This window comes from Psychrobacter sp. NG254, from assembly GCF_015277735.1.
GTDB lineage: Bacteria > Pseudomonadota > Gammaproteobacteria > Pseudomonadales > Moraxellaceae > Psychrobacter.
Map to the genome: position 1 here is coordinate 384,564 of NZ_JADHDA010000003.1, position 22,109 is coordinate 406,672.

The window sequence follows — 22,109 nt, forward strand, 5'->3', positions numbered from 1 at the left end:
CTTAAGATTTGAGACTTGCACATGGAAGAAGTAAAAGTAGGCAGATTAGGACCTTTTCCACGGGTGAGTAAACCTGTGTTTATTACATCGTCACTGCTGATTGTTGGATTTATTATTTTCGGTGCACTTTTCACCGAAACAGCAGGGGCTGTCTTTAGTTTTTTACAGAATTTTATTACCGATAAGTTCGGTTGGCTATTTATTATATTAGTCAACGCAGCACTCGCGCTTTGTATCTACCTAGCAATGAGTCGCTATGGCGACATTCGGTTAGGCAAACAAACAGAACGACCGCAGTACAATCTGTTTTCGTGGATTGGCATGTTATTCTCTGCCGGCATCGGTATTGGTTTGGTCTATTGGGGTACAGCGGAGCCGTTGTATCACTTCATGGCACCACCGATGGGCGAGGCCGAAACGGTTGAAGCTGCCAAACAAGCAATGAATATCTCGTTCATGCATTGGGGTCTACACGCTTGGGCGCTTTATACTATCGTGGCCTTGTCGTTGGCTTATTTCCACTTTCGCCGTGGCCTGCCATTGTCGATTCGATCGACCTTATATCCTATATTAGGTAAAAAGATTTATGGCGGTTGGGGACACACGGTCGATGTCTTGGCCGTATTTGGTACGATGTTTGGTGTGGTCACCTCGCTCGGTCTTGGGGTTATGCAGATCAATGCTGGACTAGAAAAATTGTTTGGTACGCCTAACAGTCTTACTGTACAGTTTGGTTTGATTGCCTTTATCACCGCACTGGCTGCTGCCTCTGTAATGATGGGTTTGGATAAGGGTATCAAGCGCCTTAGTGACGTCAATATTGGTTTTACCATTGTCTTATTGGCGTTTATGGTGATCTTGGGGCCAACGCTCTTTATTTTCGATAGCTTTATTGAAAACATTGGTAACTATCTGACAGTGATCGTGCCACTAGGTACATGGGGCGAGTCTTATAGCGGTACAGACTGGCAGAGTGGTTGGACGATATTTTATTGGGCATGGTGGGTTAGCTGGGCACCATTCGTTGGTATCTTTATTGCTCGTATCTCTCGTGGCCGTACCATTCGCGAATTCACACTTGGGGTGTTATTGATCCCAATGTTGATTTTATTCTTTTGGTTCACCACCTTCGGCGGCGTTGCTATCCACATGGAGCTTGCCTCTGCTGTGTCAGGCATCAGCCCAGGATTGGTAGAAGCGGTACAAGCAGATACTGGTAGTGCCATCTTCAAGTTAGTTGAGTACTATCCATTAGCAAAACCGATCACACTACTGATCGTCGTTATGATTATGCTGTGGTTTGTAACCTCATCAGATTCGGCCAGTTTTGTGATTGACATGCTGACAGCTGGTGGAGATACCAATCCACCAAAAATCCAGCGCTTGTTTTGGGCAACCACAGAAGGTGTTATCGCTGCTATCTTACTAGCGGCTGGTGGGCTCTCTGCCCTGCAGGCTGCTGCTATTGTCGCAGGACTACCGTTTGCCTTAGTCATATTTGTGATGATGTATGCGCTGTTACGTGGTCTGAGCCGTGATCGCTTGATTCTATATCGAGCGCAGCAGAGCTTTATTACAGATGAATCAGCCGATCACAATTCGGCAGACGAGTTCGTTGATGAGCATCTACTCAAAGGACCCCCTAAGATTGTCAAAGGTGACTGAAAAGTAAGCCAAAGTAAGACAGTTACTTAAGCTTTTAGTAAAAGAAGCCCCAATTTATTTTAAATTGGGGCTTCTTTATTGGATAAAGATATTTAGATTTATTCAGTACAAATTCGAATTTTTGAAAATTATTACCGAAGTGTTACTACCATTTCTATACATTTAGCAGTGTTTACAAGGTGTTATATTTGATAATTCGTTCATACCTTGGTATGGTTACGCACTTTTTTGGGGATATACCTATGGATCATGTGAAAGTTGGCCGATTAGGCCCTTTTCCGCGGGTAAGTAAACCTGTATTTTTAACGTCAGCGATTTTGATTCTTGCATTCATTATTTTTGGCGCATTATTCAATGAACAAGCGGAAGTAGTGTTTAACCAAGCCAAAGCATTTGTCTCTTTGCGCTTTGGTTGGTTCTTTATTGTCGTGGTCAATTTAACGTTGGTCATGAGTATTTATATGATATTTAGCCGTTATGGCGATATCAGGCTCGGTCATCAAAATGAGCGGCCAGAGTATAACTTGGTCTCTTGGATTGGGATGTTGTTCTCAGCAGGCATTGGTATTGGGCTGCTTTATTGGGGTACCGCTGAGCCGCTATATCACTTCATGGCGCCGCCACTGGGCGAAGCGGAGACAGTCGCTGCTGCCAAGCAAGCAATGAATATCTCGTTTTTGCATTATGGTCTACATGTTTGGGCACTCTATGGCATGGTTGCGCTGTCGCTCGCGTACTTTCATTACCGAGTGGGTTTGCCACTGGCCATACGCTCAACGCTGTATCCTATACTGGGCAAAAAAATCTATGGTGGTTGGGGTCATACGGTGGATACGCTCGCCGTATTCGGTACGATGTTTGGGGTAGTGACCACGTTAGGTCTTGGTGTCTTACAGATTAACTCAGGCCTCGAGACGTTATTTGGTGTACCCAATAATATTACGGTGCAGATTATTTTGATTGGCTTTATCACCATGCTAGCAGGGTTGTCTCTGTTTATGGGTCTGGATAAAGGCATTAAGCGTCTGAGTGATACCAATATATTGTTCACTGTGATATTGCTCAGTTTTGTGATTATCTTTGGGCCGACGCAATTTATTTTTAATAGCTTTGTAGAAAACATCGGCAACTATTTACATGAAATTGTACCCTTGGGTCTTTGGACTGAGTCTTATAGAGGTGAGGAAAACTGGCAAGCCTCATGGACGATTTTTTATTGGGCATGGTGGATCAGCTGGTCACCATTCGTTGGGGTGTTTGTTGCGCGTATTTCTCGTGGCCGTACCATTCGTGAGTTCATACTAGGTGTATTATTAATTCCTATCACGATCTTGTTTTTGTGGTTTACCGCCTTTGGTGGTTCTGCGGTAAATATGGAACTGATGGCTGCGGCAGATCCTAATCTCGTTAGTCCAGGTCTGATCGAAGCCGTCAAAGCAGATACAGGCAGTGCTATCTTTAAGCTTATGGAGTCTTATCCACTGACAGATGCGGTCAATCTGCTTATTGTCGTCATGATTGTACTGTGGTTTGTCACGTCATCAGATTCAGCCAGTTTTGTCATCGACATGCTGACCTCAGGTGGTGATACCAATCCACCGAAGATTCAGCGTTTGTTTTGGGCAGGTGCTGAAGGTGTTATCGCTGCGGTACTATTGGCAGCAGGTGGTTTGAGTGCATTACAAGCCGCCTCTATCGTGTCAGGTTTTCCTTTTGCCATTGTAATCGTCGTGATGATGTATTCGCTATTGCGTGGATTGAGTCGAGATCGTTTGATTCTGTATCGCAATCAGCAATGGTTCACCACTGAGGAGTCAGCAGAGCACAATTCTGCCAATGAGTTCCGTGATGAAGATTTGCTAAAAGGTCCACCCGCACTTGAGAAAGATGCTTAAGCGCTAGAGTTTATTTTTAGCTAAAAGAAATACCCAGCTTGTCATAGGCTGGGTATTTTTATGGATGCTCAAAACCTATTTGGTAATAACACAGCTTAATAGCTTAACGACATTCACCTTTTGCATAACCAATGGCTTCAGGGGTATTACAGGCTGAGCAAGCATTACTAGCAGTTTGATAGCTAATAATTGCTCCGACCTTTGTCTTCACACAGACCGGCTCATACTGTGCTGTACAGATATTGTTGGCGGGGTTAGTAGATGGACATTGAGTGAGAGCATCTTCAAATTGCTGGGTGATATCAGGACTGGGTGGGGTAGGTGATTGACCAGACGTGCCCATATCAGACATAGAGCTACAGCCAGTCAATAGTAGAACTAAAGTGAGTATGAGTGATGATGGTCTGAGCGAAGATTGGTTAAGCACGGAAAGTTGTGGATTGAATAGAGTTTGTTTCATAATAAAATATCCTTATGAATTAGTAGTATACGATAGCACTATACTATCGCTGATAGATTTTGCTATTAAATTGATGAGATATTTATCTACTCATAATATCTAATCTAAAGCCATTTACCCAATCCTCTTCCATAAAAAACCCAAGCTCAATTAAGCTTGGGTTTTTGTTTGCTTCTATTAGAAGCTGTTTTGCAGATAAGGTCTCTAACAGAATGTATCTACATTGACGAAAGTCGCTTATTTAGCTGATTTATCGTCTTGGTTTAGCTGTACATACTTATCGAAGTTCTGTGCATAGTCAGTCAAATTATCGCTAAGCATTTGGCGGTATTGTTTGACATAAAACTCGACGATGTCATCTTTTTCTTTGGCAAAGTCATCGCCTTGCACAAAACCAATAGAAGCCACTGATGCGCTGTAGCGTGCTGCTGCATACAGTAATGAAGCGCCTACTTGTCCTGAATGTGCTTCAGGGCTCAACTGGCTATTTGCCATGCCAATGATGGCATCAGCACGTTGGTAAAATGCTTGCATTTCAGGAGTGATTTCGATGTTAGTATCGATATTTTCGTCTTGAGTGTTGATGTCTTGAGACATAAGCTATTCCTAATAATAAGTTTCAGTAATTTTAATATATAAATAGGGTTTGCACGCGTTTTGTAGAGTAATACCGTTTATAAACCAGCATCCGCTTTTAAGATATCGGCTTTGTCTGTTTTTTCCCAAGTAAAGGCAGTCTCTGAGCCTGGACGACCAAAATGTCCAAAGGTAGCGGTCTGCTGATACATAGGCTGCAATAAGTTAAGCATACGAGTGATGCCATAAGGACGCAAATCAAAATGCGTACGAATCAGGCGAATGATCTCATCGTTGCTAATTTTGCTGGTGCCAAACGTATTGACTGAGATAGAGGTGGGTTCAGCGACACCGATGGCGTAGCTTACTTGTACTTCACAGCGATCAGCAAGTCCTGCGGCCACGATATTTTTGGCAACATAACGTACAGCATAAGCAGCACTGCGATCCACTTTTGATGGATCTTTACCACTGAATGCACCGCCGCCATGACGCGCCATACCACCGTAAGTGTCAACGATGATTTTGCGACCCGTCAGGCCTGCATCACCAACCGGACCACCAATCACAAACTTGCCCGTTGGGTTGATGTGGTAGCGAGTACCTGCATGCAATAGCTCAGATGGTAGTACTTGCTTGATGATAGATTCCATCACCGCTTCTTGCAAATCTGACTGCGAGATACTTGGGTCATGCTGCGTTGATAATACTACTGCATCAATCGCTACTGGTTTATTACCATCATATTTTAGGGTTACTTGAGCTTTGGCATCTGGGCGTAACCATGGCAGATCTCCTGCACGGCGTAGCTCAGACTGACGCTCCATCAAACGATGCGCATATTCGATAGGCGCTGGCATTAATACTTCAGTTTCGTTACTGGCATAACCAAACATAAGACCTTGATCGCCTGCACCTTGCTCTTCAGGATCGCTACGATCGACACCTTGGGCGATTTCAGGCGATTGCTTACCTAGCATGTTGATGACGGCACAGGTTTCGCCATCAAACCCTAAGTCTGAATGGTGATAACCAATACCGTTTACAGTATCGCGAACCAGACGCTCCAAATCGATATTTGCAGTTGTGGTAATCTCACCTGCGAGTATGACCGCACCAGTCTTGACCAACGTTTCGCAGGCGACACGTGCATTCAAGTCTTCATGTAAGATAGCATCAAGGATAGCATCTGAGATTTGGTCAGCCATTTTATCAGGATGGCCTTCGCTTACAGATTCTGAGGTAAATAAGTTGTATTCACGCATAATGGGATCGCTTAATTGAATCAATCAGGGTAGGAAAAGCATCACGTCTTGGATGCTACTTTAATTAATGTCAGCCGCGCATTCACACGGCAGATAATCGATACTTCTTAATACTAAAAATCGGTTTTGAGCAGGATTCTTGGTCATCACTTTAGTGAAACATGAGCATGGTTAGCCATCAAATCGTCCAATATAGGACGCCACTGACAAGCCCTGATGGCTGTGTTTATGGGCAGCCAAATCAAGGTTGTCTCTAATAAGTTACGGCGAATGTGCAGATGACCTTATTAGAAGCATGGTAATAGCCACAATCTCTTAACACAAAAATAGGGTTATTCTACCTTGAAATACCATAAAACTCTAGTGAGCTGCACTTGCTTGGGTATAAGAAATGTGCAACATGCCTTGTTTCAATTGGCTGTGCCATTTATTAAAATCAGCAATAGGCTATAACTCTAAAAATGTCGCCTTGTCTTTGAACATGCATTCTTCATAGACAGGGCAAGCGCCGCATTTAGGCGTGCGTGCTTGGCAGGTATAACGACCGTGCAAAATGAGATAATGATGGGCATCTACGATGAAGTCATCTGGTATACGTTCGACCAGTTTATTTTCAACGATCAACACGTTTTTACCCGTAGCAAGCCCCGTACGATTCCCCACGCGAAAGATATGGGTGTCAACCGCCATGGTTGGCTGACCAAAAGCCGTGTTCAAAACAACATTGGCAGTCTTGCGCCCAACACCAGCCAGTGACTCTAGGTCTTTGCGATTATCGGGGACGGTGCTGTTAAATTTTTCAATCAAATCATGACAGGTCTTGATGACGTTTTTGGCCTTGGCATTGTATAAGCCAATGTTCTTAATATAAGACTTTAGACCATCTTCGCCTAATGCCAGTATCGCCTCTGGTGTGTTGGCCACTGGATACAATTGCTGGGTGGCAATATTGACGCTCACATCGGTCGCCTGAGCAGATAAAATCACTGCGATTAGCAGCTCAAAATTGCTTTTATAGTTTAATTCAGTGACTGGCTCGTCAATCGTTGCAGCTAGCTTCTCAAAAAAAGGCCGCACATCGCGATTGGGCATGCGTCTAGAGGGCGGCGTGTCTGCTGTTTTGTGTTTGACCGTTTTACTCATGGGATTTTGACTATTATTTTAGTGATTGGTTATACAAAATTATGCGCTTGCAATTACTCTTTTAGCTACTCAGTTATCAAAAAATCAATCATGTAAGTAGTCATTACTATCAAAGAGCTATCTGCAAAGACTCAAGCTCTGCTTTTAACGTTTCCAGCTCTATCTGTTTTTGCTCATTGGCACGGACACTTAACTGCTTCTCTAACTTTTTGATTTTGGTACGCAGCTTGGCGGTAGCAATGGTATTTTTTGCTTGTGCTTCACTGATGTTTAGAGATTGGCTAGCCGCATTGTTTAGTTTGGCTTCTACCATACTGACCACAGGTCTGCTGTTACTAGTGTCCGCTAACTGCTCTGTGACACGTCTGAGATGCGTATGATAGCGCTGTTTTAAATCCTCTTGCTCTGCGATTCGTGCAGGCATGGATATCTCGCGCTCTATTGTGACCAAATCAATACAGTCAACAGGACAGGGCGCGATACATAACTCGCAGCCAGTGCACAAGTCCGTAAAAATAGTATGCATATGCTTGCCAGTACCAATGATAGCATCGACTGGACAAGCAGGAATGCATTTGGTACAGCCGATACAGTCGTCCTCACGGATAACGGCACGAACCTCGGTAGGTCGCTCAGATGTGATATCTATTGGCCATTGAGAGGGTGCTGCAGGGAGTATCATATCAGCATCTATACCCATAATCTGAGCAATAGCATCCGTCACTGGTTGACCACCAGGTACGCATTTATTATAAGGCTCGTCATCCAGTACGATAGCCGCTGCATAGGGCAGGCAGCCATCTGGATGCTCACACAAACCGCACTGCGTCTGCGGTAGACACGCATCAATTTGTGAGATTTTCGTCTGTACATCGATAGGTAGCGTCTCGATGTGCAGGGCATCAAACAAGATAGGCAGGTTGACTAGGCGTATATTGGTACTACTTTGCATGTAATTAAAGACCTTGGTACCAATGGTAAAGTTGGTATGAGTGTGAGCAGTTTTTTATAAAAGAGTGATAGCGTTACTCTTGATGGAAGTATCGGATGGATATCAATATAAAGTTGCTAATACAAAATTGCTTTGACGCTTTTTATGAAAAGTCAGCTATATAGTAAGTGTAGACATAAGATGCTAAGACATCAGGCGCTAATATATCAGTACGGCTAATTGAGGCGCTAATTTTAAAGGGATAAGCGCAAAATCACAACGTCGATGTGATGTATGGTTCAATGATATTGAAATGTTAAGGGTTGGCAAGATATTTTATAGTTTGCGGTATCTCCATATCTTGCCATATCCGTATACGTCACTACACCTCAATACCATGTTCCCTCGCGACCTGCGCAATCAGCTCATGAGCGATGCTACCTTTCGGTGGTATTTTGGGCAAATTAGAGAGATCAAAAAATGCGGCATGCGACAGCTCTTCTTCTTCAATGACAATATCACCGCCGGCGTAAGCGGCGCGAAACCCTAGCATTAAGTTGGAGGGGAAAGGCCACGGCTGACTACTCACGTAGCGGATATCCGACACACTAATATTGACCTCTTCGGCAACTTCACGAACAACGGCATGCTCTAGACTCTCACCAACTTCCACAAAACCTGCAATCAGACCGTACATGGGCGGCATTTTCTGCTGCCCATGACGGTGATGATGTGCTAGCAAAATTTGCATATCACCCGTTGCTGGATTGGGTCTGGTAATGGCAGTAATGACACAAGGCTGCACACGCGGATACTGATGTAGCTGACATACTGGACAGACCATAGCACGCTCTGAGCGAGCGGCATGAACGGCAGGACTGCCACAGCGACTACAAAATTGTGTGTCTGCTTGCCAGCGTAATAACTGGATGGCTTGACTGATTTGATCTGACAATGCCACAGGCATCTGGATCATCAGCTGACGATAATGGAGAAATGCATTGCCATGGATTGCGTCATCACTGCTTTCATCAATAGTAGGTAACGGTACATGGTGAGCGCGCGCATAGTCATAAGTCATGGCATTGGTCGCTTGTGCAATGCCAGCGTTTGCCATGTCATCTTGCGCTATCTCATTTTTCGCTATATCACTAGTATCACCCGTCTCGCTAAGCTCATTGGCTAGCCAATGACTCGGCGGTAGGCTCTCATGTAGCGCCACATAACCAAGTTGATAGGACGGCTCATCTACGTTGCTATTGTCTTGTGGACATTGGATACGTAATGGCCACCAGCCATCTGAGGTTTGATGACATAAGATTGTGTCACCATCAAATACAAAGGTATGGGCCATACGTAAAATTCCAAACAGTCGAGGTAAAGTCTATACCGATTTAGATACAGACCTATTTACAGTAAATTGAATTAATGAATAATTATGCAGTAAGCAAATGACTTAAGCTCTGCTGACCGACATCAAGCGCTTGTTTACTGACTGGGCGATTGTGCTCAAACCCATCTAAATGATGATCCACCGCCATCATGACATCAGCGATACAGGCCAGCGTATTGTCTTCAATACGTCGTCCACCTTCGATACGTTGCTCGATATAGTTGGCCAGTTGACTGAGCATGCTGGCAGGGGTTGGCAGTTGTAAAAACCGTACCGCGCCCGCCACTTGGCGCATCATGCTAGGTATGTTTTGAATATTGAGCATATCTCGTTCAGGTTCTGCCAGATAATCATTGATAGCTTGCTCTGCACTGGCAATAGCGCTACGGCTTTCTTGGATAAGAGTGTCATTGGCAGTGTTGAGCTGATGCAATGAGATATGCGGATTGTTCAGTGGCAAATAGATCGCACCCGGCGTGTGCATCTCCGCCATGGCAATAGTGGCGTTTTCTGCATGCATTAAGGCCAATAACAAATGATCGAAATCGTCAGGTGAGGGTGCTTTCCAATGTTTGACAGCCTCGGCCCCAGTATCCAGACTATCGGCTGCATTTGTGAGCCCCAATAGACGCAGCGCTGAACCAAGCTCAGTCAGCTCTGTGATGATTTGTGTGGTCTGCAGTTCAATAGGATGGATAGAATCGCCGCGTGCATAGCTGTCTACGTTTTCCTTAATGATATTGATTTGGTCTTGAATAATAACGTTTAAAGTATCAGTCAATTCGCGATTTGGGCCAAACAGAAATCGCTTCATTTGTTCGAGCTGCGGGCCTTCTAAGTGATTGTTTGCATACTGCTCCCGTAGCTGCTCTGCCTCTGCGGTATCACGCTGACAAGCAAAACTCACCAAATCAGCAAAGCGAGTGTCCATTACTGGCAAGTAGCTTTGGAACTGCTGCTCTAAATATATAAGGGTATGCTTTTGGCGTAAGTTTAGCGGAAAAACGGCTGCGATATCAGTGACGGCTGCTGTGGCGGCCTGCCAAAATAGGCTACTGGTATTCGAGGCAATTAGGGCACAAGCCGCGCTCATGGCATCGAGTTTTTTCTGATCACCTGAATCAACCTGGCCATCGCTATTGAGTAGGGCAACGCCCAAGCCGCTACGATAGGCAAAGGTTAGCAGCTCGGTGTCTAGATTAAGCGCACTCAATGGCTCAAAGTTTTGTTCAGGATTGGCAATGATGACACTACTACTACCAAATGCTGAAAAGTAGTCTGTGGTGATAGGGGTGGTTTGACTGTGGGCATTTAGCTTGTTGATCACAGGTATCAATAGGCTTGGTTCAACTGACTCCGTCAGCAGTACAAACTCGACATAGCGATCCAAGGTCATGATGGCTTCTGACAAATCCATGATTAAGTCGGTGTCATTATTATCGCCGTTTTCATAGAGACGTTGCAGGCCATTGGCAATAGCCGTATTTAACGATTCTGCGCCAACCAATGCAATCAATTCAAAAATACAAGATAGCTGTCTTAATACTTCAATAGAATCTAATAATAAAGGCGCTTGATGGCTATCATCATTGAACTCGCTCAAATGAATTTCAGTGTCTTTGAGTGTTGCCTTAACCTCATCATGCAATAAATGTAGTGAGGGTAAGTTAAAATCAGTAACACTAAGCGTTGGTGCAGTTAATTTCATTTGCGCAGACTGATCCATAAGTATTCTTCCATAATGTACTAATGACAATAGCAGTGGTTTAAATGATGACTCAAAGAGCGTTTATTAGTGATGTTTTAACGCTTTATAAAACAATAATCAAGACTATATTATATAAGGGTTAGTATAGTGTCCAAATTATAAAGGGATTACATATGGGTTTTAAGCTCAGGATAATTGTCTACTAGCGCAGCATACCAGCTTTGATTGGCAGTCTCATCCGATGTCGATGCTAGCAATAGATTCGCCAAACTAGCAAAACTGGCATGAGCCGTCTGCCCACCATCGGCCTGCGTGTCCTCTTCGATAGCGAGCGTGACTTGTCCACCCGTCATCGCCAGATAGACTTCTGCTAAAATCTCTGAATCGAGTAAGGCCCCATGAAAGGTACGATCTTGCTTACCAACGTTTAAGCGCCGCACTAACGCATCAAGGGTGTTTTTCTGTCCAGGATATTGCTGCTTTGCCATGACTAGGGAGTCAGTCACTTTTACACGCTGGGCAAAATCGTTCAGACCGACTTTAGCAAACTCCATGTTCAAAAAGTTCATATCAAACGTGGCATTGTGAGCGATAACCTCGGCACCGTCCATAAAGTCGTACAAAGACTGAGCGACCTGATCAAAGGTCGGTTTATCAGCCAAAAATGCCTCTGAGATACCATGAATACGAATAACCTCTTCATCCATACCGCGCTGCGGGTTGATATAGACGTGCAGTTTTTCACCTGTAAATTTACGCCCGACCATCTCGACGATACCGACTTCTACGATACGATCGCCTTTTAGGGCATCAAGTCCTGTGGTCTCGGTATCCATAATAAGCTGACGATTTGTCTCGTGACGATGGATAGGTTTTGGTAATAGGGGCGTAAAGTAGGGGTTGGCACGGCTGGTATCACCATCGAACTTAGGGGTGTCCGATTCTAAGTCTGCAATATTGCTATGTATGTTGGTATCGGTCATAAAGGTTTGAACCTCTGATAGTTCTGTATGATTCATTGGTGTGCTACTGTCATTAGAATTGGTTGGTACAGCCGCATTGGTCTTAGTGGTATTGTCGATTTTGTTATCAGTCTCATCTATTACGGAGTACGTTTCTAGTGACTCGTCATCACGCTCATCATTATGTTCATCTTCATGGTCACTTTCGTCATCGATTATATCGAGCCCTAGCGGATCGAACTTTAACCAATCATCATTAGAGGTGTCTGGTGCTTTAGCAGTCATTAGGGTGACTTTTTTTTTAGCGATGTCTGATTCGTTTACTGCCGAATGGCCACTGTTCGATGTAACGCCTAAGTTTGCCAGCTCGTCCGCTTTTTCGTTGCCTGCATGCCCTGCGTGGCCTTTGACCCAATGCCAATCGACATCGCGCTGTTGACAGAGCGCATCTAAGCGTTGCCACAAGTCTTGATTGGCGACTGGTTTTTTGCTGGCCGTTTTCCAGCCTCTTTTTTTCCAGCCCTCGATCCACTCAGTGATGCCTTTTTTGACATAACTGGAATCGGTCCAAATCTCAAGATTGTGCTCATGCGGGCTATGAGTCAGCGCTTGTATCGCGCCCATGAGCTCCATACGATTGTTGGTGGTTTCTTTATCACCGCCATACATATCTTGTGTGCTGCCATCACTAAATATCAGGTGCGCGCCCCAGCCACCCGCGCCAGGATTGCCTTTGCAAGCACCGTCAGTATAGGCCACTGTAGTATTGGTTTTTGCGGCTAACGGATCAACACCATTATCTTGTGCGTAACCTTTATGGGTATGTGATGCTGGATGACGATTTTCTGACATAAAAATGTATGGACCTGATAAATGAAGGATATAGAGTGACGCGCGAGCATCTTGCATATACGGTTTGAACACCGAGAATGCCGCTGTGAGTATAACAAATCTATCGCAGATATGGGCAGTCGTGACGCACAAAGTCGCAAAACCGTTTAGGGCAGTTTATAACGTCGTAGTCACGGACTGGTTTTCTGTTAAAATAGCCCTCATAACAAGTCTTCGGACGTTAATATCTATAGCAATACCTACCATAAAATCTCTAACGCATGACTGCAGGATAACCCTATTATGTCCTTACGCTCAAATGTCCTCCATAAAAAAATGACGTATCTGATGCTTGGTGTGACGGCCAGTAGCGCGATATTTTTGAGCGCTTGCAACGATACCAGTAGCACTCAAGTAAATACTGAAGTGGCAGATTTATCTGTGTTTGCGGGTTGTTATACCGTGAGCCCAGATGAGCCTGCACAGATTCGAGTCAGTGAACAAGATGGTGCATGGGTCATGCAAATGAAAGAGCCTGCCACTGCTAAGCGTGTTTGGGACAATCCTGAGGCGCTCGAGGTGATTGAAAATAGCGAGATACCCCAGTTTTTCTCTATTGATCCTGACAATGTCGATGCAGTGATTGGTCGTCCTGATCGTGTGCTGGTGTTGGCTCATGTCAAGCCTGCCTACGCAAATATCGATCCACTTTTGGATAGTGAGTATCTGTCTTATATTTACCGAGGGGCCAATACTATCTACCGTGTAGAGTGTGATGACATCAATACCGATATTTTGGCCAATCCACATGCCGATATTATCATCGATAATGTCAATGAGAGCAGTTAGATAAGCGCTTTCTACCCTTATTATTTATGACCAATGTATTTTGTGATAGATGTATTTATGATCGATCGTCTGTCGTTATAAACGGTTTTGTCAGTAGAGTTAAGCAATATGAATTTTTTTAGTTATGTGGTGTTGGGCGGATTTTCTTATGCAGCGGGTTGGGCGATTAGAACCTACGTATTAGAAAAACAGCCCACACCTCAGAAGCCTTACAATCTAAAGCACCCTACTATTTTGGCCTATTTGGGCGCGTTTTTTATTATTATGCTGATTGTCTCGTGGCTGATTGGTCGCTATGCATTGGGACACGCTGCCATAGATTTACCCTTTATTATTATCAATAGTCTGGTTGCGACCTTTGTCTACTCATTTGGTCTTAATCCTGAAAAAGCCAATTATGAAGTGCCCGATTAAATTATAGTATTGAATGCACTGAAAATAACAAAAGCCACGACCGAAAAATTAATTCGCGGTCGTGGCTTTTTTGATGCTGCACTTTTTTTAACCTTCTAGGGTATTAACATTCACGAAGCTTTCTTAAGATTAGTATCAGTCTCGTCGTTATCTTTTTCATCAGGACTAGTCTTGTCGTCATCAGTCTTATCAGTGTCGTTCTTATCTTCTAATTTATTTTTAGTATTCGATTGTTCCTGTTTCCACTCTTTGTATTTTTGCAGATCTTTTTTGGCCTGTTTTAAACAAAATTTAAGTACCAGCGCATCATCGATATGGCCGATAAATGGAATAGAGTCAGGAATGAGGTCAATTGGATTTAGTACATAGAGCGCACCAATAACGCCAGCTGAGATAGTTTTAAAAGGAATCTTACGGTAGTCACCTTTGTAATAATCTTTGATAAGACTCATAAATAACATTAAATCATCACTAAAAGGCTCAAGATAGCCGCTGTCCTCCAGTTTTTCTTTGAGTTTACTTTCTTTGCTGAGTAAGTATTCCAAATTAGAGTCGAGTGCTTTGTTTTTGTCCGTTTTTTTGTTAAACATAATTATTACCTTTTTCCTTTGCGATGAATTTGTATTTACAGTAACAAATCTAGTCGGCCTATATTGTGTGTCTCAGTAGCGAAAAAGTAAATATCGGTAAAGATTGGGCAACCATCAACGCTGAAAAAGCGTCTACAATATACTGCCACAAGGTTTAAGAAAACAAATCATAAAAATAAAAGCGATAAGGTAGTAGCGAGATATGGGTATTGAGACTCAGTCATGTAAAGATGATAAAAATAGTCATTCAACTGAAACGACATCTGGGCTAAACCGTCGGCAGTTTTTACATCGAATAGGCGTGAGTGCAGGCACAGCGGTACTAGCGAGCCAAGGTATTTCTCAAGCACTCGCGGCCAGTCCTATTGATTCTGGTAATAGCTCGCAGCTGACTAAAGATGATCTGCCCACTGCGCTGATAAATGAAAGCTCGCTATCGCAAACGTCACAGGCGTCGTTAACGCAGACAAGCTGTATCACGCCCACGATTGAAACACGACTTTTTGCTAGCTCCAACGTCGGTGGTAGTGACGAGCGTAATCAGTTGGCATTAGATCGGGTGGCTTGTGCTGGGTTTAAAGTAGAAAATCCTGCTATTACCAATCGTCAGTATTTACGCTTTGCTGGAACGGACTCACAACGTGCTAGTGACCTGCAAAACATCGCTACGGGTGCTATTGCAGCGCCCAAATTGCTGCTTGGTGTACGTGGTGGCTATGGCGCCATGCGTTTGTTACCGATGGTCGACTGGGCAACGCTGGGACGTATTATGAAGGAGCGCGGTACGATACTCGCAGGTTTCAGTGATGTGACCGCTATTCAGTGCGCATTATTGGCAAAGGGAGATATGAGTTCGCTTGCGGCACCGATGCTCTATAGTGAATTTGGCAAGACTAAACCTGACGAGGTCAGCTGTCGGCAGTTCGTTGAAGCAATAACCAATCCTAATCTGGCTATCAACATATCAGAGGCTACATTAACCAGTCCTAATTTGCCCAGTATTCTAACAAGTACTGAACCGAAAAATATAACTGGCACTATTTGGGGCGGCAATCTGAGCGTGGTGTCAGCGCTGGCAGGTAGTGAGTATTTACCGCGTATTGATGGCGGCATTGTATTCTTAGAAGACGTCGGCGAGCAAGCCTATCGTATTGAACGCATGCTGTATGATTTGTACTTAGCGGGCGTGTTCAAAGGGCAGCAAGCGATTGTGTTTGGGGCATTATCTGGTGCAGGTGAGGACAGCTATGACAAGCGCTATGATGTCGCTACTGTGATTCGTCAGCTGCATGAGTTGACTGGATTACCCATTTATAGTGGTATGCGTTTTGGTCATATTGGACGAAAATACAGCTTTCCACTCGGGGCGACTTGTCAGCTAACACCTAATACTGACGGCGGCTATCAGCTAGCATTTACCGACTATCCAACCATCAATGCTGATGCTATCCAAGCAGAAGGCTTGTGGCAAACTGATTAAATGCTAATCTCTAACTAATATTCACTGCCATGACTAAATAGCCAACCGCGAAAACTTGTCTTGATATTCTTTTGGCGTCAGTTCAGTCGCGCGTTTGAACAAACGCGTGAAGGAAGAGATATCATCATAGCCGACTTGTTCAGCAAGCGATTTTATCGTTACATCTCCCAATTCTAGCAGGCGCTTTGCCTGCTCAATCCTGACAGCTTGAATATACTCAATCGGCCGCATCGCTACAGAGGACTGAAAGCGTCTATTTAAAGTACGCGGGGTGATATTTATCATAGCTGCCAGAGCGCTGACCTGTAGTGGCTGGTGGAAATTTTCTTCGATATAGTCTTGGACTTGTTTAATTAAGTGATCCGAATGTGGTTTGTGCAGGGTCACGTTGGTATAGCTATTCTGACTGCCTCTTTTGCTATCGATAATTTGGGTTTTGGCTACTTGAGTAGAAATCTCACGTCCACAGTAGCGCTCTATTAATAATAACCCCAAATCATAAAAGGCGCTGCCACCTGCCGCACAAAATATGTTGCCTGATTGGTTTGTTGAGTTGCTTTTTGAATGAGTAACAAACTGGTTTTCTTGTAAATCCACTAGTGGGAAATCTGCCTTAAACTTATTCGCATAGCCCCAGTGCGTGGTGGCGATTTTATAATCTAGCAGTCCTGCTTTTGCCAAAAAGAAAGCACCGCTACAGTTACTGGCAATGTCTGACTTAGTATCTGCCAACCGTTTCAAATGTGGTATTAATTCTGCATTTCGGCTCAGTACTTTATCGATTGAATCACCAATAGTCGGAATCAATAGCAAGTCGCATTCCGCTACTTCCTGAATATCGCAATGCGCTTGCATGATTAAGCGATTGCTACACCTGATATCCACGCCACCAACGCTTGCTATCTGCACATTAAATCGTGGTTCTACGGGTTCATCTAAAAATCGTTGCCAACTGACACCAGTGAATGAGAATAAATCTAATGCGCCTGTTAATGCGCTGCCGAGCACACCATCGAATCCAATAATAATGACTTTAAACGGTTTGAAATAGGGCACAGGTGTCTATCCTTCTTTTAATTATAAGACTGAAAATATCAATTTTTTATCTGAATTTTCTAAATATAAGTACTATTTATGTCGTATTTGACCATAATTATGTCATAAATGACAATACGGTAAGGCGTTAAATTAGCTTAATATCGATTGATAACCAAATTTAATCAGCTAACGAGAATACTATGGCAGCAGATACGCTTATCAACGACTTTGAGTTACCGTTCCAATTATATGATGTATTGGGCACTGAAAATTTAACCGAGCATGCTAAGTTTGCAGAGCATAGCCGCGAAACGTTTGATGCCGTGTTAGACACGGCCAATAAGATTGCGACCCAATTGTTTTTGCCGCATAACCATGTAGCAGATAAGAACGAGCCACAGTTTGATGGCAAAAAAGTCAGCATGATAAGCGATGTAAAAGTCGCTTTTGATGCATTCCGTGAGTCAGGATTTATCGCTGGTCGTTATAGTTTTGAAGACGGCGGCATGCAGTTGCCTGAAACAGTGATGACAGCAGTGGCAGGCTACTTTATGGCTGCCAATCCATCAACGACTGCCTATCCATTTTTGACCACTGCTGCGATTAATGTGATTTCACATTTTGCCAGTGATGAGATTAAAGCCGCCTTTATGCCACGAATGCTAACAGGTGAATTCACTGGAACCATGGCATTAACAGAGCCACATGCAGGTTCATCACTTGCTGACATCAAAACCACTGCGGTAAAACAAGACGATGGTTCTTACCGCGTCAAAGGCAGCAAAATTTATATCTCAGGCGGTGATCACGAACTGTCTGACAATATCGTCCATCTCGTATTGGCCAAAGTGCCAGGTGGTCCAGGTGGTGTGAAAGGCATCTCTCTATTTGCGGTACCCAAGTATCGCTTAAACGAGGATGCATCGGTGGGCGAGCGCAATGACGTACATTTGACAGGACTCATTCATAAGCTGGGCTATAGAGGAACAACATCTACGGCATTGAGCTTCGGTGACGAAGGTGCATGCCATGGTTATCTAATCGGTGAAGAGCATTTTGGTCTGCGCTATATGTTCAAAATGATGAATGAAGCGCGCATCGCTGTCGGTTTTGGCGCATCGATGGTGGGTTATCGCGGTTATCAGTATTCACTTGATTATGCCAAAGACAGAACGCAAGGCAGAATCGCCCCGAAGAATAAACCTGAAGATGCAGCAACCGCTATCATCAATCATGGTGACGTAAAGCGCATGTTACTCGCGCAAAAAGCTTACTCTGAAGGTGGTATCTCATTATGTCTATATGGCTCAAACTTGATTGACCGTATCAACACTTGTGAAGACGAGACCCTAAAAAATGAGCTAACAGAATTATTAGACCTGCTCACCCCAGTATTAAAAGCATGGCCATCTGAGTATGGGCCAAAAGCCAATGATTTGGGTATTCAAGTATTGGGCGGTGCAGGTTATACACGTGAGTATCAAGCCGAGCAGTTTTGGCGTGACAATCGCCTGAATCCCATCCATGAAGGCACAAATGGTGTGCAGGCATTGGATTTGTCATTTCGTAAGTTGTGGCAAAAAGGTGGTTTGGGTATTCAAATTCTTAAACGTGAAATCACGCAGGATTTAGAAAGCATCACTACACCAGAAACGGCTCAATTGGCAGGTAAGCTGATGCCTTACATGGGTCATCTGCATGAAGTGTTGGTGCATCTCAGCAAAGTTTTACAAACCGAAGAAGCCGTGACATTGACGGGCAACGCGCAAGCACTGATGAATATCTTTGCCTCAATTGTGCTGAGCTGGATTTGGATTCGTCAAGCGAGTAAAGCTGAGCAGCTACTAAGTACGACGCAAGATGCTGAGCAACAGAATTTCTATAAAGGCAAGATACAAGCGGCCAAATACTTCATTGATTGGGAATTACCATTAGTTAAACGCGACATCGAATTATTAACCAACACCAACTCGGTTTGCACTGATATGCAAACGGAATGGTTCTAAGGACAACTCTAAGGAAAGAGACATGACAAAAATTAATAAACAGTGGCGATTAAAAGCAAGACCGGTAGGCGAGCCTAGTGCTGAGACTTGGGATTATACCGAAACAGAAATACCGACTATCACCGATGGTCAGCTACTGATTAAGGTTGAATACATCTCTATCGATCCGGCGATGCGTGGTTGGCTGAACGACGCCAAATCTTATATTGCACCGGTACAGATTGGTGAAGTTATGCGTGCCGGTACTGTGGGCGAAGTGATAGAAAGCAAGCATGAGAAATTTGCCGTTGGTGACTATGTCGCAGGTCACGATGGCGTGCAGTCCTATGCCGTCAGTGATGGTGCTAATCTGTATAAAGTTGATCCAAAACTGGCACCATTGTCTTACTACTTGGGCGTCCTAGGTATGCCAGGTATGACAGGGTATTTTGGTCTGCTAAAAACTGGTCAGCCAAAAGCGGGTGAGACCGTGGTCGTCTCTGGTGCAGCTGGTGCCGTTGGTAGCTTGGTTGGTCAAATTGCCAAAATTAAAGGCTGCCGTGTCGTTGGTATCGCGGGTGGCGCAGAGAAATGTAAATTCTTAGTCGATGAGCTTGGGTTTGATGCGACGATTGACTACAAAAATGAAGATGTGAAAAAAGCACTGAAGAAAACCTGTCCTGATGGCGTCGATGTGTACTTTGACAACGTAGGCGGTGATATCTTAAATGACGTGCTCACACAAATAAACCTGCATGCGCGTATCGTTATTTGCGGTGCGATTAGTCAGTATAACAACACCACAGAAGTCAAAGGCCCATCGAACTATTTATCATTATTGGTCAATCGTGCCCGCATGGAAGGCATCGTGGTATTCGATAATCTCAAAGAATATCCAGTCGCCATGAAAGACATCGCTGGCTGGATTCAGGCAGGTGAAATGAAAGTAAAAGACCATATCGTTGAAGGTATCGAGACGTTCCCAGATACCTTGATGATGCTCTTTAACGGTGAAAACTTCGGCAAACTAGTACTTAAGGTAGAGGGATAGATCATGACACTGAATACAAACGGAATTGCATCAGATGTAACGGGTAAACGAATTTTAATCACGGGCGGTGCGTCAGGCATCGGCGCCGCAAGTGCGTTATTGCTGGCCAGTCGCGGCGCAAAAGTCGTGATCGGTGATATGGCAGAAGAGATGGGCGAAGCGGTTGCCAAACAAGGTCAAGATGCTGGCAACAGTATCGTCTTCAAAAAAGTAGACGTGACCAGTGGCGATGAAGTACGTGCGTTGTTTGACTTTGCAGTAGAAACGCTTGGCGGCTTAGATGTTGTGGTAAACAACGCTGGTATCGATCATAAGCCTTCTCCGATGCATGAGCTAAGCGATGATGACTTTGATCGCAATATCGCAGTGAACTTAAAAGGCGTTTGGCACTGTATGCGTGCCGCTGTCAATTGTATGATACCTAATGGCGGCGGTCATGTGATTAACGTGGCATCTATTGCTGGTCTACGTTCAGCGCCTATGATTTCAGCTTATAGCGCTGCTAAACATGGCGTTATGGGTCTTACCAAATCTGCTGCCCATGAGTATGCTCGCGCCAATATTCGTTTTAACGCGGTATGCCCAAGTTTCATTGACACGCCGATGGTACGCAATACCATGGCAACCATGGATGAGCGTACGCAGCAAGCAACGATTAAGGCCAGTCCACTGCGCCGTCTAGGAGATGTGAATGAAATCTCTAGTGCGATTGCATGGCTAGCCAGCGATGAGAGCACCTTTATGAACGGTCATGCCTTTACACTCGATGGTGGTATGCTAGCGTAACTGCGACTGTTGAGCGCTCATTATTCATTTGCTAGTGCTCGATAATCGCTGTTAGGTATGACAGCGATTATCTGCGTTTAGTTATCCAATTTTAGATACATGAATTCAGTGTTCAAAAACGATTGTTTAAAAATAGTTAGTTTATAAAAATATAAGGAATCATGATGAAAGATTTATTTGATTTAACCGGTAAGGTTGCTTTGGTTACTGGCGCTAGCCGCGGTATTGGCGAGTCTATTGCCCGTCTATTGGCATCACGAGGCGCGCATGTGATCGTCTCTAGCCGTAAGATTGATGCCTGCCAAGCAGTCGCTGATAGCATCGTCGCTGATGGTCATAAAGCCAGCGCCTTTGCTTGTCATGTGGGTGAGATGGCGCAGATTGACGCAATTTTTGAGCATATCAAAAGTGAATTTGGCCAAATTGATATTTTAGTTAATAATGCCGCGGCAAATCCTTACTATGGTCATATTTTAGATACAGATTTAGCCGCTTTTGATAAGACCGTTGAAGTCAATATCCGCGGTTACTTCTTTATGTCGACGGCCGCTGGCAAAATGATGAAAGAGCAAGGTGGTGGCGTCATCTTGAATACTGCCTCGGTCAACGGTTTAGTAGCGGGCGACAAACAAGGCATCTACTCAATTACCAAAGCGGCGGTCATTAGCATGACCAAAGCCTTTGCTAAAGAATGTGGCCCATTGAATATCCGTGTCAACGCGCTATTGCCAGGTTTAACCGATACCAAGTTTGCCTCTGCTTTGACGACCAATGATAAAGTCTTAAAAATGGCACTACATTCGATTCCACTAGGGCGCGTTGCGAATCCTGATGAAATGGCTGGCACAGTATTGTATCTAGTGTCTGATGCATCAAGTTATACCACAGGTGCGACTATCGTTGTCGACGGTGGTATGCTGGCTTAATTAGCCGATCAGAAAGCTTGGAATATAAATTCAAGAAAAGTTAATTAAAAACCGCATGAGATTTATTTTCATGCGGTTTTTTTGGTTTGGTTTTTTAATAGAATGTCTAAGTAATCTTGGTTTTGTACTAACGAATAAATTGCTAATTTTAAATGAGCATC

General features: G+C 44.1%; 19 protein-coding genes. 9 read left to right on the forward strand and 10 right to left on the reverse strand.

The features are described from left to right. Positions 1 to 21: 21 nt before the first annotated feature. Both IP510_RS06995 and IP510_RS07000 read left to right on the forward strand, forming a co-directional pair. Complete coding sequence (locus tag IP510_RS06995; protein WP_194364045.1) at positions 22 to 1,665, forward strand: BCCT family transporter; 1,644 nt, start codon at positions 22 to 24, stop codon at positions 1,663 to 1,665. 242 nt (positions 1,666 to 1,907) lie between these two features. Then, positions 1,908 to 3,560: a BCCT family transporter gene (locus IP510_RS07000; RefSeq protein ID WP_194364046.1), complete on the forward strand. Its 1,653-nt coding sequence runs from the start codon at positions 1,908 to 1,910 to the stop codon at positions 3,558 to 3,560. Positions 3,561 to 3,663: 103 nt separating this feature from the next. Here IP510_RS07000 and IP510_RS07005 read toward each other — a convergent pair whose 3' ends face one another. The 8 genes from IP510_RS07005 to dnaQ form a co-directional block, all read right to left on the reverse strand. Next, positions 3,664 to 4,020: a hypothetical protein gene (locus IP510_RS07005; protein WP_194364047.1), complete on the reverse strand. Its 357-nt coding sequence runs from the start codon at positions 4,018 to 4,020 to the stop codon at positions 3,664 to 3,666. A 237-nt stretch (positions 4,021 to 4,257) separates the two neighbouring features. After that, complete coding sequence (locus IP510_RS07010) at positions 4,258 to 4,617, reverse strand: DUF3144 domain-containing protein (protein ID WP_194364048.1); 360 nt, start codon at positions 4,615 to 4,617, stop codon at positions 4,258 to 4,260. A 77-nt stretch (positions 4,618 to 4,694) separates the two neighbouring features. Then, entirely contained in the window at positions 4,695 to 5,861 is a 1,167-nt protein-coding gene (gene metK / locus IP510_RS07015) for a methionine adenosyltransferase (protein ID WP_194364049.1), read from the reverse strand. Between the two features lie 447 nt (positions 5,862 to 6,308). Further along, a complete protein-coding gene (gene nth, locus IP510_RS07020) occupies positions 6,309 to 7,004 on the reverse strand; it encodes an endonuclease III (protein ID WP_194364050.1) in 696 nt (231 codons plus the stop codon). A 109-nt stretch (positions 7,005 to 7,113) separates the two neighbouring features. Continuing rightward, entirely contained in the window at positions 7,114 to 7,956 is an 843-nt protein-coding gene (locus IP510_RS07025) for an RnfABCDGE type electron transport complex subunit B (protein ID WP_194364051.1), read from the reverse strand. A 361-nt stretch (positions 7,957 to 8,317) separates the two neighbouring features. Beyond that, positions 8,318 to 9,289: an NAD(+) diphosphatase gene (gene nudC, locus IP510_RS07030; protein WP_194364052.1), complete on the reverse strand. Its 972-nt coding sequence runs from the start codon at positions 9,287 to 9,289 to the stop codon at positions 8,318 to 8,320. An 82-nt stretch (positions 9,290 to 9,371) separates the two neighbouring features. Further along, the gene (locus IP510_RS07035) at positions 9,372 to 11,054 is read right to left on the reverse strand and encodes a hypothetical protein (RefSeq protein WP_194364053.1); all 1,683 of its coding nucleotides are present in this window, start codon (positions 11,052 to 11,054) and stop codon (positions 9,372 to 9,374) included. 149 nt (positions 11,055 to 11,203) lie between these two features. Next, entirely contained in the window at positions 11,204 to 12,850 is a 1,647-nt protein-coding gene (dnaQ, locus tag IP510_RS07040; RefSeq protein ID WP_194364054.1) for a DNA polymerase III subunit epsilon, read from the reverse strand. Between the two features lie 282 nt (positions 12,851 to 13,132). Between dnaQ and IP510_RS07045 the strand changes: the two genes are divergently transcribed. Both IP510_RS07045 and IP510_RS07050 read left to right on the forward strand, forming a co-directional pair. After that, a complete protein-coding gene (locus IP510_RS07045) occupies positions 13,133 to 13,678 on the forward strand; it encodes a hypothetical protein (protein WP_227669548.1) in 546 nt (181 codons plus the stop codon). 108 nt (positions 13,679 to 13,786) lie between these two features. After that, positions 13,787 to 14,092, forward strand: a complete 306-nt coding sequence (locus tag IP510_RS07050; RefSeq protein ID WP_194364055.1) for a hypothetical protein — start codon at positions 13,787 to 13,789, stop codon at positions 14,090 to 14,092. A gap of 110 nt (positions 14,093 to 14,202) precedes the next feature. Here IP510_RS07050 and IP510_RS07055 read toward each other — a convergent pair whose 3' ends face one another. Continuing rightward, complete coding sequence (locus tag IP510_RS07055; RefSeq protein WP_194364056.1) at positions 14,203 to 14,682, reverse strand: YkvA family protein; 480 nt, start codon at positions 14,680 to 14,682, stop codon at positions 14,203 to 14,205. Between the two features lie 202 nt (positions 14,683 to 14,884). Between IP510_RS07055 and IP510_RS07060 the strand changes: the two genes are divergently transcribed. Beyond that, the gene (locus IP510_RS07060; RefSeq protein ID WP_194364057.1) at positions 14,885 to 16,162 is read left to right on the forward strand and encodes an LD-carboxypeptidase; all 1,278 of its coding nucleotides are present in this window, start codon (positions 14,885 to 14,887) and stop codon (positions 16,160 to 16,162) included. A 33-nt stretch (positions 16,163 to 16,195) separates the two neighbouring features. Here IP510_RS07060 and IP510_RS13895 read toward each other — a convergent pair whose 3' ends face one another. Continuing rightward, the gene (locus IP510_RS13895) at positions 16,196 to 17,218 is read right to left on the reverse strand and encodes a GlxA family transcriptional regulator (protein WP_194364058.1); all 1,023 of its coding nucleotides are present in this window, start codon (positions 17,216 to 17,218) and stop codon (positions 16,196 to 16,198) included. A gap of 182 nt (positions 17,219 to 17,400) precedes the next feature. Between IP510_RS13895 and IP510_RS07070 the strand changes: the two genes are divergently transcribed. The 4 genes from IP510_RS07070 to IP510_RS07085 all read left to right on the forward strand — a co-directional run bounded on the left by IP510_RS07070 (position 17,401) and on the right by IP510_RS07085 (position 21,948). Beyond that, on the forward strand, positions 17,401 to 19,206 hold the full coding sequence (locus IP510_RS07070) for an acyl-CoA dehydrogenase (protein ID WP_194364059.1): 1,806 nt from the start codon (positions 17,401 to 17,403) through the stop codon (positions 19,204 to 19,206). Between the two features lie 22 nt (positions 19,207 to 19,228). Further along, positions 19,229 to 20,236: an NADP-dependent oxidoreductase gene (locus IP510_RS07075; RefSeq protein ID WP_194364060.1), complete on the forward strand. Its 1,008-nt coding sequence runs from the start codon at positions 19,229 to 19,231 to the stop codon at positions 20,234 to 20,236. A 3-nt stretch (positions 20,237 to 20,239) separates the two neighbouring features. Beyond that, entirely contained in the window at positions 20,240 to 21,022 is a 783-nt protein-coding gene (locus IP510_RS07080; RefSeq protein ID WP_194364061.1) for an SDR family NAD(P)-dependent oxidoreductase, read from the forward strand. 161 nt (positions 21,023 to 21,183) lie between these two features. After that, positions 21,184 to 21,948: an SDR family oxidoreductase gene (locus tag IP510_RS07085; RefSeq protein ID WP_265087568.1), complete on the forward strand. Its 765-nt coding sequence runs from the start codon at positions 21,184 to 21,186 to the stop codon at positions 21,946 to 21,948. Positions 21,949 to 22,109: the final 161 nt, after the last annotated feature.